Below are 12,132 nucleotides of genomic sequence, written 5' to 3'. Positions count from 1 at the left end.
AGAATTTTTACCATGCAGAACAGTGAGCCGATCTGGGATCTCGTCGACGAACACAAGGCGGAATTCGAAGCGCTCAGCGACCGCGTCTGGGGAATGCCTGAAATCGCCTATACCGAATATGCGTCTGTTGCCGAGCACGCAGCCATGCTGCGCGAGCAGGGATTCCGGGTCACCGAGAATGTCGCTGGCATTCCGACGGCCGTGATGGGCGAAGCGGGGGAGGGTGGACCGATCATCGCCATCCTCGGCGAATACGATGCGCTTCCGGGCCTCAGCCAGGAAGCAGGGATCGCCGAGCCGAAACCCCTGCCGGGTAACGGTCACGGCCATGGCTGCGGTCACAATCTCCTCGGCTCTGCCGCCATGCTTGCCGCGACGGCGATCAAGGATTGGCTGGAGAAATCCGGCACGCCGGGCCGTGTCCGGTATTACGGCTGCCCGGCTGAAGAAGGCGGTGCGGCAAAGTCCTTCATGGCACGCGAAGGTGCTTTCGATGGCGTCGACGCGGCGATCACCTGGCACCCGAGTGCCTTCACCGAAGTCGCCCGCGCGCAGTCGCTTGCCAATACGCGCATGGATTTCCGCTTTACCGGCCGCGCCTCGCACGCCGCCGCAGCACCTCACCTCGGCCGATCGGCGCTCGATGCCGTCGAACTGATGAATGTCGGCGTCAACTACCTGCGCGAACACGTGCCGGAATCCAGCCGTATCCACTATGCCATGCTCGATTCCGGCGGCATCGCGCCGAACGTCGTGCAGGCGAAGTCAGCCGTGCGTTACGCCATCCGGTCCCGTGACCTCAAGGGCATGCTCGACCTCAACGAACGCGTGAAGCGCGTGGCACATGGTGCGGCGATGATGACCGACACGACGGTCGAAATCTCCATCATGAGCGCGGTCTCCAATCTGCTCGGCAACCGGCCGCTGGAAGAGGCGATGCAGCGCATTCTCGAACGGCTTGGCCCTGTGCCTTTCGACGCCGCCGACAAGGCGTTTGCCGCTGAAATCCAGGCGACGTTGAGCGATGATGATATCGACAACGCCTATCTGCGCACCGGCCTGCCGCGCCGCGAGGAAACGCCGCTTTGTGATTTCATCGTGCCGCTCGATGTCCAAGGCGAGCCGATGATCGGTTCTACCGATGTCGGCGATGTCAGCTGGATCATGCCGACCGTCCAAGCCCATACGGCGACGATTGCCATCGGCACGCCGGGTCATTCCTGGCAGGTGACGGCGCAGGGCAAGACGCCGGCCGCGCACAAGGGCATGACCCATGCCGCCAAGATGATGGCCGGCACGGCGATCGATCTTCTGGAAGACGCGGAACTGCTGGCAGCCGCCAAGGCCGACCATCAGGCGCGCCTGGGCAAGACGGCATACGTCTGCCCGATCCCGGAAGACGTCAATCCGCCGCTTCAGCCACGCCCGAAAGAGGCTGCCTGAGATCCAACTGCCGGGGGCGGAAAAGCCCTCGGCCTGAAATCAGCGTTCAAGATTCAAAAACCGGGGAACTGAAAGCATGATGACGAAACACTTTGCCAAGCATAAGAGGGCGATTGCCGCCACTGCCGCTGCATTGCTCACCTCGATTGCTCTGCCTACCCACGCTGCGACGCCGGCTTCGGCACTTGTCATGGCATGGAATGTCGATGCGATCAGCACGTTCGATCCGGCTCAGGTCGGCGAGGTCGTCACCAACGAGCTTCTGCAGAACACGTGCGACTCGCTTGTCGACTTCGATCCCAAGGATGAATCCAAGGTCATGCCGCTGCTTGCGAAAAGCTGGGACGTGTCTGAGGATCGCAAGCAGATCACCTTCCACCTCAATGAAGGCATGAAGTTCCCGAGCGGCGAAGCCGCCACTGCGAAGGAGCTCGCCTGGTCAATGCAGCGCGTCGTGATGCTGGGTTACGGCAACGCCGCGACGCTGACCGAATACGGCTTCACCAAGGACACGGTGAAGGACCGTATCGTTGCCAAGGATGACAACACGCTTGTCCTGACGCTCGACAACCCCTATCCGACCAACCTCATCCTGCAGGCGATCGGTGCGAACCGCGTTTCGGCGCTGCTGGATCAGGCGACGCTGACCAAGAACGAAGTCAACGGCGATTTCGGCAACAAGTATCTTGCCACCAACACCGCCTGCGTCGGGCCTTACAAACTCGTGCAATGGAATGCCGGTGAATCTATCGTACTCCAAGCCAACGACGATTATTACGGCAAGGCGGCCAAGCTCAAGCGCGTGCTCATTCGCCACGTCGCCGAGCCGGGCACCCAGCGCCTGCTGCTCCAGAAGGGTGACGTCGATATCGCCCGTGACCTGTCGCCGGACGATCTGGCCGATCTCGACGGCAAGCCCGGCCTGAAGGTCGAACGTGTCCTGAAGCCGCAGCTGTTTTTCTGGACTTTCAATGCGCTCGATCCGGTTTTCAAGGACGAGAAGGTGCGCCTCGCGATGCGGTACCTGATCGACTATGACGGCCTTGGCAAGTCGGTGATGAAATATCTCGGCGTGCCGCGTGCAAGCTTTGCACAGCTCGGCGCCACCGGTGCGCTCGATGCCGAACAAGGCCAGCCCTTCAAGCTCGATATCGAAAAGGCCAAGGCGCTTCTGACTGAAGCCGGCTATCCCAATGGCTTCGAGGCAAACGTGCTGATCGGCACGCTGCCGCACTCGGCGCCGATCGCGCAGAGCATCCAGCAGAACGCCTCCAAGGTCGGGGTTAAACTGAACCTTGAGCGCATGGCCAATTCTCAGTTGTTTGCCCGTATTCGTGGCCGCGAATTCCAGACTGGAATGCTCGCCTGGCAGACCAGTGTACCGGATGCGCACGGCAACGCCTCGCGCCTGATCTACAATCCGGACAACCGCCCGGAAGCCAAGCTGACGCAGATTCCGGCCTGGCGCTCAGCCTACCAGAACGAAGACTTCAACAAGCGGATCAAGGAGGCGCTTCTCGAAGGCGATCCGGAAAAGCGCAACCAGATCTACTACCAGCTGCAGAAGGACACGATGCAGCAGGGGCCGTCGGCGATCATGTTCCAGATGTATAATATCCTCGGCATCAGCGATAAGGTTCAGAACTGGACCTGGAACGGTTTCCGCGTCTACTACGATATGGCCTCCAAGTAGGGCGAGTCATCATGGCGGACATCACCCACTCGGTTCCCCGCAGCGATGCGGGGAACGGTACGAAGCCTAATCCGGTCCTCGTCGTGCTCAGCATTCTGGGCAAGACGCTGCTACCGGTCTTCGTCACCCTTTTTGGCCTCGCGGCGCTCACATTTTTCATCGGCAGAATGCTGCCGATCGACCCGGTTGCCTCCATCCTCGGCGATAATGCCACGCAGGAGGCGTATGAGAAGATGTCGGCGGCGCTCGGCATGGATAAACCGCTCTGGTACCAGTTCGGTGTCTATCTCAAGGGCATCGTGGTTCTCGATTTCGGCGACGCACTGACGACGGGCAAGCCCGTGATCGACGATATCGCGCGCGTCTTCCCGGCAACGATCGAGCTTGCCACGCTGTCGATCATCATGGGGACAGGCCTCGGGATTCCGGCTGGTGTCCTGTCTGCCATGTACCGTAATTCCTGGCTCGACAACGTCATCCGCTTCACGGGCCTGATCGGTTATTCGGCCCCGAATTTCTGGCTCGGCCTTATGGGATTGGTGCTGTTTTACGCGACGCTCGGCTGGATCGGCGGGCCCGGTCGTATCGATTTCATCTACGAATTCGATATCGAGCCGATCACGGGCTTCTACCTGATCGACACGGCGCTCGTCGGCAATTGGGAAGTGTTTCGCAATGCCTTCGGCCACATCATCCTGCCGGCTTCGATCCTCGGCTTTGGCGCGCTTGCCTATATCAGCCGCATGACGCGCAGCTTCATGATCGAGCAGCTGAGCCAGGAATATATCGTCACCGCGCGTGTCAAAGGCCTGTCCTGGGCGAGAACCGTCTGGATCCATGCCTTCCGCAATGTCGCGGTTCAGGTCATGACCGTCGTTGCGCTCTCCTACGCCTTCCTGCTCGAGGGTGCGGTGCTGACGGAAACGGTGTTCGCCTGGCCAGGCTTCGGCCGCTACCTCACCAACGCACTTCTCGTCGGTGATATGAATGCCGTGGTTGGCTGCTCGCTTCTCGTCGGTGTCATCTTCGTGACGCTCAACCTGATCTGCGATCTTCTCTATCGCGTCTTCGACCCCAGAACCCGCTGAGGCCGCCATGACTGACAAAGCCATCACCCCTTCGACCGCGCTGCCCGCCAATGCCCGAACGGGACTTGGCGCCTGGCTGCGCGCACCGGTTCCGACCTCGCCCTCGCATGCCCGCATGCAGCAACTGTGGCTGCAATGGAGGCGGTTGCGCGCCAATGGTTCCGCCCTGTTCGGATTGTGCGTTATCGTCTTCCTGCTGATCGCAGCGACGTTTGCACCGCTTCTCGCGACGCACGACATCTATGATCAGAACCTCGCGGCACGCTTGCTCGCACCATCCGCGCAGCATTGGCTGGGAACGGACGAACTCGGCCGCGACGTCTACAGCCGGCTTTTGTTCGGCGCCCGCATCACCCTCTATATCGCGCTTTTGACCACTGTCATCGTCGCACCAATCGGGCTTATCGTCGGCACCACCGCGGGCTATCTCGGCGGCTGGGTGGATACGGTCCTGATGCGCATCGTCGATGTGTTTCTCGCTTTCCCCAACCTCATCCTCGCGCTTGCCTTCGTCGCAGCGCTTGGTCCTGGCATCGAGAATGCGATCATTGCCATTTCGCTCGCCTCATGGCCGCCGATCGCCCGCCTTGCCCGTGCCGAAACGCTTACCGTTCGGCACTCGGACTATATCGCCGCCGTACGCCTTCAGGGCGCATCCAGCCTTCGCATCATCTTCAGCCACATTATGCCGATGTGCATTCCTTCGGTCGTGGTGCGCGTCACCCTCAACATGGCAGCGATCATCCTGACGGCGGCGGGCCTTGGCTTTCTCGGTCTCGGCGCCCAGCCACCGAGCCCCGAATGGGGCACGATGCTGTCATCCGGCCGCGAATTCGTGATGACCAGCTGGTGGATCGCCGCCATTCCCGGCACCGCCATCCTCATCACCAGCCTTGCCTTCAACCTGTTGGGCGATGGCCTGCGCGACGTATTGGATCCCCGCAATGGATAAGCCGCTGATCGACGTCAAGGATCTGACGATCCGCTTCGAGACCCCGCAACGCAGCTTCGATGCCGTGCGCGGACTGTCCTTTACCATCGGCCGGGAAAAGGTCGGCATCGTCGGCGAGTCCGGATCCGGCAAGTCACAGACCGGCCGCGCCCTTTTGAAGCTGACGCCGAAAGTCGCGAAGATCACCGCCAGCCATATGCGCTTCAAGGATACCGATCTGCTCGCAGCCAGCGAAAGGGATATGCGAAAGATCCGCGGCAACCGCATTTCGATGATCCTGCAGGACCCGAAATACTCGCTCAACCCATTGATGCGCATCGGCCAGCAGATCGTCGAAGCGTACCGCCTGCATCACAATTCGCCGAAAGCGGAAGCGAAGGCCAAGGCGCTCGCCATGCTGGAATCGGTGCAGATCCGGGATCCGGAACGTGTCTTCAAGCTCTATCCGCATGAAGTCTCCGGGGGCATGGGCCAACGCGTCATGATTGCCATGATGCTGATCCCCGAGCCGGACCTGATCATCGCGGACGAGCCGACCTCCGCCCTCGACGTGACGGTCCGCCGTCAGGTGTTGACCATTCTGGATGAACTGGTAACGCGCCGCGGCACCGGCCTGATGTTCATCAGCCACGACCTTAACCTCGTGGCGGATTTCTGCGATCGGGTACTGGTCATGTATGCCGGTCGCATCATGGAAGACCTGCCGGCGAAGGACCTGCACAAGGCGCAGCACCCCTACACGCAAGCCCTGCTGAAAAGCCTTCCGCGGCTTGATGTCGAGGCAGACGAACTGACGGTGCCGGTACGAGATCCCGACTGGCTCGATGGTCCTGTCTATCGCAATGGAGTTCTGGCATGATCGCAGCAAGACCCCTTATCGAGGCGATCGGTCTCTCCATCAGCTTCGGCCCGCACCATGCGCGCAACCGCGTTGTCGACGACGTTTCGTTCCGGATCGCAAAAGGCGAAGCCTATGGCCTGATCGGTGAATCCGGCTGCGGCAAGTCGACCATTCTGAGGGCATTGTCGGGCCTCAACAGCGATTACCACGGCGCTTTGACGCTTGCCGATCGCGAGCTGCCGAAGAAGCGCAGCAAGGATTTCTTCCGCCGCGCGCAAATGGTTTTTCAGGATCCCTATGGCTCGCTTCATCCGCGCAAGATCGTCGAAAAGGTTTTGTCGGAACCGTTGCGCATCCACGGCTTCGATCGACATTCCGAACGCATCGCTGAGACGCTCGATGCCGTTGGCCTTGGTGCGTCCTTCCGGTATCGCTATCCACACGAGCTTTCGGGTGGCCAGCGCCAGCGTGTGGCGATCGCGCGGGCGCTGATCGTTGAACCGGAAATCCTGCTGCTCGACGAACCGACCTCCGCACTCGACGTCTCGGTGCAGGCGGAAATCCTCAATCTCCTGAAGCGTCTGCGGAGCGAGCGAAACCTTACCTATCTGATGGTCAGCCACGACCTCGCCGTTATCGCTCATATCTGCGAGCGCGCCGGCATGATGTACAAGGGGCGTATCCTCGAGGAGCTGACGTCGCAGCAGATCCGACAGTCCGAAGCGAAGGAAGACTATACGCGGGAGTTCCTTCAGGCGAGTGTTGAGGCCGTTGCCCGCTCTCTGGAGGTGGCGGCATGAGCGCTGCCTCGTCCGTCGCCAATCCAGGCAACGAGTGGGAATGGCACGGGAGCGAGACCGAGGCGGGATTCGATGGCAATGGTCTCGATGTGTTGCGTGCCTTTGCGGCAACCCAGGCGACCGACATGCTTCTCGTCGTTAGGCATGGAAAGCTGGTTCTGTCGCTTGGCGAACCGGACCGCAAATTTCTCTGCCATTCGATGCGCAAGAGCTTCCTCGCCGCCCTGATCGGCTTCGAGGTCGAGCAAGGGCGGATCGATCTTTCCGCGACGCTCGAACATCTCGGCATCAACGACCGCGAAGGCCTGAGCGATATAGAAAGGCAGGCAACGGTCTATGACCTCCTGACGGCACGCTCCGGCATCTATCACCCTGCCGGATACGAGACGCCCTGGATGCGGCGCATCAAGGAGCCACGCCACTCGCACGCGCCGGGAACGTTCTGGTGCTACAACAACTGGGATTTCAACGCCCTCGGCACGATCTTCGAGACGCTGATGGGCGAAACCGTGCACGAGGCATTCGCGCGCCGGATCGCTGGACCGATCGGCATGCAGGATCTCACGCTTGCAGGCGATGAGCCGGATGGCTGGCACGAAAGCTTCGACATCAGCGAGCACCGCGCCTATCCGTTTCGCATGTCGAGCAGAGATCTCGCACGTTTCGGACAGCTGTATCTGCAGCAGGGCGTGTGGAACGGCGCGTCGGTTCTGCCACCCGGTTGGGCCCAGCAATGCGTCATGCCTTACTCGCATGCCGGCACGCATGGTGGTTATGGCTATATGTGGTGGCTGGAGCGGGAAGGCGTCTTTCTGCCGGGCGTTGTGACGCCGAAAGGAAGTTACGCGGCAATGGGTGCCGGCGGCCATTATTGCCTCGTCATCCCGGCACTCGACATGGTGGTCGTCCATCGCGTCGACACCGAAATACAAGGGCGTGAGGTCACGCGTTTCGGCATGGGGAAATTGTTGCGTCTGCTTCTTGCAGCCATGAGCAATACGTCCTGATCGCATCTCCACCGCCCCACGATACCTCGTCCTGAAATGCGCTCCTCGGCGCGAAAAGGATTGCTTTCCCATTTCCAGCAACGGGCCTTCCAACATGACCGTCATCGAAACCATATCGAACTGGTGCTGGTCACCACCGACCAGCAGCGACACGGCCCGCCGTCTGGCGCGCGACGCGATCGTCGATACGCTCGCCTGCCTTTACGCTGGTCGCAACGACATGAGCACGCGTGCCGTTGCCGATGCGTTCGGACGGCAATCGGACGGAGAGGCAGCACTCGTCACCGGTGGGCGGCATTCGCCATCCGTCGCGGCTTTGGTCAATGGGACAGCGGCACACGCACTCGACTACGACGACAATTTCCGCCCGGGCATGAGCCACGCGTCGGCAGTCATCTTACCGGCATTGCTGGCCGTTGCCGATCGCGTGAGCGCGAGTGGCCGCATGCTGTTGGATGCCTATCTCGTTGCGCTACAGGCACAGGCATTTGTGGGGAGTGGTGTCGCGGGTTCCCATTACACCGCCGGATGGCACGGGACCTCGACCGTCGGCAGCATCGGCACGGCTGCCGGCGTCGCGACGCTGCTGGGGCTCGATGCCGCCGGTATCGCGCGGGCCCTGTCGCTGGGCGCCAGCATGGCGTCTGGCACAAAGGGCCAGTTCGGCACGCCGGTCAAACCCTTCCACGCCGGCATGGCGGCACGGAATGCCGTGGAGGCCGCTTTGCTCGCGGCGCAAGGACTACGCGGCCGCCTCGATATTCTCGAAGGCGAGCAAGGCTTCCTCGAAATGTTCGGTGGCATCCAGCCTCTCGGATACGACACTGATCATATCGTCCAGACAAAAGAACACACAATCGAAACATCAGGTGTAATGCCGAAAATGCATCCATGCTGCGGTTCGACACACATAATAATCGATGCGGCCCTCGACCTGATGCAGACGGAGCAATTCGACATCGACGAAATTGTCTCGGCCGAATGCCATGTCGGCATCGCAAATTACCGAAACCTTGCCTATCCGGAGCCGAGGGACGAGATGCAGGCGCGGTTTTCCATGCAATACTGCCTGGCCTTGGCGCTCCGCCGGAAGACGCTATCTCTGTCGGATTTTACGCCCGCTGCGATCGGACGTTTTGCAAGCGATCCGCTGCTGGCGAAGATATCCATGACACACTACAGCGCTGAGGAGGAGGCTGCCGCCAAATCCAGTCTACCGCACAGGCTGAAGATAACACTCGCAGACGGAAAGGTGCTGGAAACACAACGCGCAGCCGCGCGCGGCGGTCTCGCCGATCCCTTCTCCGGTGATGCGCGTCGAGCAAAGATCAGCAACTGCCTGGATGATCTCGAGGATATCGACCTCATCCAGGCAAAACTCGATCAGCTTGACGATCAGCCCGACCTGAAATTTCTGGAGTTGCTTTTTGATCGCCGTGCCACGGCTGCCTGAGGCCGTTTATGGCAGCGCAACCCGGTCGGCGAGCATGCCGACCGCCTCCGCCCGGCTCCAGAACCGGCCAACGCTTTTGCATCGTAGCCGGAAGGAGCGGTAGAGCCTGATCTCAACGATCATATCATAGGCAGGATCGGCAGCTCTCACGAGTTGCCTGTTCTTGAGCTCGTTGACGGCAAGACTCTCCGGAATCCAAGCCACACCATGGCCCGCAACGGCCATGGCCTTGAGGGCAGCGGACATGGCGTTCTCGTAAACGGTATTGAGTTGGAAAGGTGCTCTTTCGAAGATCGCTTGTGGCAGTGCCTGCGCAAAGAACGAACTGTCCCGATAGCTGAGATAATTCACCGGCGCCCCGCCGATCGTGAGTGGGTGGATCGGCTTACCTGCCTCGTCCGGGGCGGAAATGGCAATCACGCGTTCCGAGCCCAGCGTCAGATAGGGGTGCTCCGCGAGATCGCGGATCGCCGGCACGCTTTCATGCGCATAGGTCAGAAGGAAATCGCATTCGTTGCGGAGCAGCTTGGAGACATTTCCGGAAAATGAGGAATAGGCTTCCGAAAACCGCGTCCGGAACGGCTCCCCCAGTGCCTCGACCTTCTCCATCCAGAGCGGGAAGAATGTTAGGACCAGAGTACTCATCGTTGCGAAGGAAACTACTTCTTCAGGAGCGCTGTGAGTTCGCAGCGTATCCTCGCGCAGCGAGGAAATTGTATCGACTGCCTTGCGAGCCCGCGGCAGAAAGCTTTCGCCGGCCGGTGTAAGCCGCACCGGATAGGTCGAGCGATCGACCAGCGTCAGTCCCGCCCATCGCTCAAGCTGCATGATGCGGCGGCTGAGGGCTGACTGTGTGATATTCCTGTCCTTGGCTGCGGCCGTAAAGTTCAAGAAATGGCCGAGAGACAGGAAGTCCTCTAACCATCTGACTTCCATAGAAAACCTCTGTATTGCTTTCCAAACAAACCATTACACGGCGCCTCGCGACCGGCAAGCGGTTACATTCGGCGATCAAGGCCACCTCCGCTATCTGCTGTGTCGATCAAGTGCTGACAGGTTGAAAGTTGATTGAAGGTAGACGCCGTCATTCGATGTTCGATGCGATAGCGGAACTTTAAGGGCCTCTGCCCAGCTTTTTGCAGGGCGGATGATGGTCGATCCTGCGACCAGAAACAATCACCACCCTACTGGCCAGTCGAGCCGCCGCTACGCGTGTCTACCTCACCGTACCCACTGCATCCCGTCGATCTGGATGTCTTGTCCCGTGAGGAAGTTCGGCTCCGATGTCGCGAGGAAGGTGACCACGCTTGCCACATCCTGTGGCGTGCCGACGCGCTTCATAGCAATGCCGGCGGCGAGTTGGGCTTCTCGGGCGTCGATCATGGCGTTCGAGCGTTCCGTCTTGATCACACCCGGGCAGATGGCGTTGACGACGATTTCGGGGGCGAGTTCCTTGGCGAGCGCCCGGGTCATGCCGAGAATGCCGGCCTTGGCTGATGTATAGGCGAATTTGCTGACAGCGCTGGTCACGCCACCGGTGTGGGCGTTCATCGACGACATATTGATGATCCGGCCGCCGCCGTTGCGGCGCATAAGGGGTACGGTCGGCTGGATATAATTGAAGGCACCCTTGAGATTGATATCGATCGTCGTGTCGAACTCGTCCTCGGTGATCTCCTCGATCCCCTTCGGCATCGGCTTTCCGGCATTGTTGAACAGCACGTCGATACGGCCCCAGTGCGCATCGACTTCGGCGACGATCTCAGCGGCGCGTCGGTAGTCGCGCACGTCGGCGACGAAGGTCAGTGCCTGGTGGCCGAGATCGGCAATTTCGCCGGCGGTGCGAGCCAGATCGTCCTCGATCAGGTCGACTAGCACGATATCGAAACCGTGCTTTGCCAGATCCAGCGCGCAGGCGCGACCGATGCCGCGTCCGCCACCGGTGACGAGAGCCACTTTGCGTGTCGTGTCAGCCATCGGCATTCTCCTTGGCAAAGCGGGCAATGTCGGCATGGGTGCCGAACCATACGTCGTCGTGCTGCGTGATGTGCCGGATCAGCTCTTCGAGGATGAAGATGCGCGAGCGGTAACCGGAGACATGCGGATGCATGGTGAGCAGAAACAGGCCGCCTTCCTGATAGGCACGGTCGAACTCGCGCTTGAAGATATCGAGCACGGCCGGCGGCGGCGTGTAGGGGCGGTGGGCGGTAAACCGGTTCATGTTGAAATAGACGGCGTCGTCGCGGATCCACTCGACCGGTAGCTCGACCATGCCGGTCGGTACGCCATTCTCGACCAATTCATAGGGATCGTCATCGGCCATCAAGGATGAATCGTAGAGTAGACCCAGTTCGCGTTCGATCTCCAGCGTCACGGCGGAGAAATCCCAGGAAGGGGTGCGCATGCCGACGGCACGGACGCCGGTGATCTTTTCCAGCGTATCGGCGGCGCGCAGATGCAGTTCGCGTTCCTTCTCCGGCGGAACCTGCGTGTTCACCTCGTGGATCCAGCCATGCAGGCCGATCTCGTGGCCCTCGGCGATGACTCGTTTCTGCTCCTCCGGATGGAGGAGGGCGGCAACCGCCGGCACGAAGAAGGTGGCGGGCACGTCTGCCGCCTTCAGCGTTTCCAGAATGCGCGGCACGCCCCGGCGATTGCCGTACTGGCCCCATGACAGGCGACCGATGGATACGCCGCCGTCGCGCAGTTCGTTGGTCTCATGGTCGCTGTCGAAAGAGAGTGCGACGGCGCAGCGGGCGCCATTCTTCCAGGTCTTCGGCTTCAGCGAACGGCCGGCCCGCACCTTGTCGACCTTGCCGCGCCAGGTCGCTTCGTCCCATTCCCAGGGTTCCATA

At 60.8% G+C, this 12,132-nt stretch carries 11 protein-coding genes; 8 read left to right on the top strand and 3 right to left on the bottom strand.

Features of this window, described 5'->3' with window-relative positions; genetic code table 11:
* Nucleotides 1-12: 12 nt before the first annotated feature.
* From AC0JZ8_RS22240 to AC0JZ8_RS22205, 8 genes are all read left to right on the top strand, one after another.
* Nucleotides 13-1,443 carry a M20 family metallopeptidase gene (locus AC0JZ8_RS22240; protein WP_430245542.1) on the top strand — a complete coding sequence of 477 codons (1,431 nt, stop codon included), beginning with the start codon at nt 13-15 and terminating at the stop codon, nt 1,441-1,443.
* Between the two features lie 76 nt (nt 1,444-1,519).
* The gene (locus tag AC0JZ8_RS22235; protein WP_471893595.1) at nt 1,520-3,136 is read left to right on the top strand and encodes an ABC transporter substrate-binding protein; all 1,617 of its coding nucleotides are present in this window, start codon (nt 1,520-1,522) and stop codon (nt 3,134-3,136) included.
* Between the two features lie 11 nt (nt 3,137-3,147).
* Nucleotides 3,148-4,224 carry an ABC transporter permease gene (locus AC0JZ8_RS22230; protein ID WP_471893594.1) on the top strand — a complete coding sequence of 359 codons (1,077 nt, stop codon included), beginning with the start codon at nt 3,148-3,150 and terminating at the stop codon, nt 4,222-4,224.
* Nucleotides 4,225-4,231: 7 nt separating this feature from the next.
* Nucleotides 4,232-5,176, top strand: coding sequence for a nickel transporter permease (gene nikC / locus AC0JZ8_RS22225; protein ID WP_092663178.1), 945 nt, complete (start codon nt 4,232-4,234; stop codon nt 5,174-5,176).
* Complete coding sequence (locus tag AC0JZ8_RS22220; RefSeq protein WP_471893593.1) at nt 5,169-6,035, top strand: ABC transporter ATP-binding protein; 867 nt, start codon at nt 5,169-5,171, stop codon at nt 6,033-6,035. Before nikC ends, AC0JZ8_RS22220 begins: the two co-directional genes overlap by 8 nt.
* Complete coding sequence (locus tag AC0JZ8_RS22215) at nt 6,032-6,817, top strand: ABC transporter ATP-binding protein (RefSeq protein WP_471893592.1); 786 nt, start codon at nt 6,032-6,034, stop codon at nt 6,815-6,817. Before AC0JZ8_RS22220 ends, AC0JZ8_RS22215 begins: the two co-directional genes overlap by 4 nt.
* Complete coding sequence (locus AC0JZ8_RS22210) at nt 6,814-7,824, top strand: serine hydrolase domain-containing protein (RefSeq protein ID WP_471893591.1); 1,011 nt, start codon at nt 6,814-6,816, stop codon at nt 7,822-7,824. Before AC0JZ8_RS22215 ends, AC0JZ8_RS22210 begins: the two co-directional genes overlap by 4 nt.
* Before the next feature lie 94 nt (nt 7,825-7,918).
* Nucleotides 7,919-9,277, top strand: a complete 1,359-nt coding sequence (locus AC0JZ8_RS22205; protein ID WP_471893590.1) for an MmgE/PrpD family protein — start codon at nt 7,919-7,921, stop codon at nt 9,275-9,277.
* 6 nt (nt 9,278-9,283) lie between these two features.
* On the opposite strand, the gene AC0JZ8_RS22200 is transcribed toward AC0JZ8_RS22205, so the two are convergent.
* From AC0JZ8_RS22200 to AC0JZ8_RS22190, 3 genes are all read right to left on the bottom strand, one after another.
* Nucleotides 9,284-10,213 (bottom strand): LysR family transcriptional regulator, encoded by a 930-nt coding sequence (locus AC0JZ8_RS22200; RefSeq protein ID WP_471893589.1) that lies wholly within the window; start codon nt 10,211-10,213, stop codon nt 9,284-9,286.
* Between the two features lie 285 nt (nt 10,214-10,498).
* The gene (locus AC0JZ8_RS22195) at nt 10,499-11,254 is read right to left on the bottom strand and encodes an SDR family NAD(P)-dependent oxidoreductase (RefSeq protein WP_471893588.1); all 756 of its coding nucleotides are present in this window, start codon (nt 11,252-11,254) and stop codon (nt 10,499-10,501) included.
* Nucleotides 11,247-12,131, bottom strand: coding sequence for a polysaccharide deacetylase family protein (locus AC0JZ8_RS22190; RefSeq protein ID WP_471893587.1), 885 nt, complete (start codon nt 12,129-12,131; stop codon nt 11,247-11,249). The genes AC0JZ8_RS22195 and AC0JZ8_RS22190 overlap by 8 nt, the downstream gene beginning before the upstream one ends.
* Nucleotide 12,132: the final 1 nt, after the last annotated feature.

The organism is Velazquezella soli (genome assembly GCF_977018685.1).
This window is presented reverse-complemented; position numbering and strand designations above follow the sequence as displayed.

Bases quoted from the DNA above. Each gene is read 5' to 3' on its own strand.
- AC0JZ8_RS22230 (WP_471893594.1), top strand. From the start codon at position 3,148: ATGGCGGACATCACCCACTCGGTTCCCCGCAGCGATGCGGGGAACGGT.
- AC0JZ8_RS22210 (WP_471893591.1), top strand. From the start codon at position 6,814: ATGAGCGCTGCCTCGTCCGTCGCCAATCCAGGCAACGAGTGGGAATGG.
- AC0JZ8_RS22235 (WP_471893595.1), top strand. From the start codon at position 1,520: ATGATGACGAAACACTTTGCCAAGCATAAGAGGGCGATTGCCGCCACT.
- AC0JZ8_RS22190 (WP_471893587.1), bottom strand. From the start codon at position 12,131: ATGGAACCCTGGGAATGGGACGAAGCGACCTGGCGCGGCAAGGTCGAC.
- AC0JZ8_RS22200 (WP_471893589.1), bottom strand. From the start codon at position 10,213: ATGGAAGTCAGATGGTTAGAGGACTTCCTGTCTCTCGGCCATTTCTTG.
- AC0JZ8_RS22240 (WP_430245542.1), top strand. From the start codon at position 13: ATGCAGAACAGTGAGCCGATCTGGGATCTCGTCGACGAACACAAGGCG.
- AC0JZ8_RS22215 (WP_471893592.1), top strand. From the start codon at position 6,032: ATGATCGCAGCAAGACCCCTTATCGAGGCGATCGGTCTCTCCATCAGC.
- AC0JZ8_RS22205 (WP_471893590.1), top strand. From the start codon at position 7,919: ATGACCGTCATCGAAACCATATCGAACTGGTGCTGGTCACCACCGACC.
- AC0JZ8_RS22220 (WP_471893593.1), top strand. From the start codon at position 5,169: ATGGATAAGCCGCTGATCGACGTCAAGGATCTGACGATCCGCTTCGAG.
- nikC (WP_092663178.1), top strand. From the start codon at position 4,232: ATGACTGACAAAGCCATCACCCCTTCGACCGCGCTGCCCGCCAATGCC.
- AC0JZ8_RS22195 (WP_471893588.1), bottom strand. From the start codon at position 11,254: ATGGCTGACACGACACGCAAAGTGGCTCTCGTCACCGGTGGCGGACGC.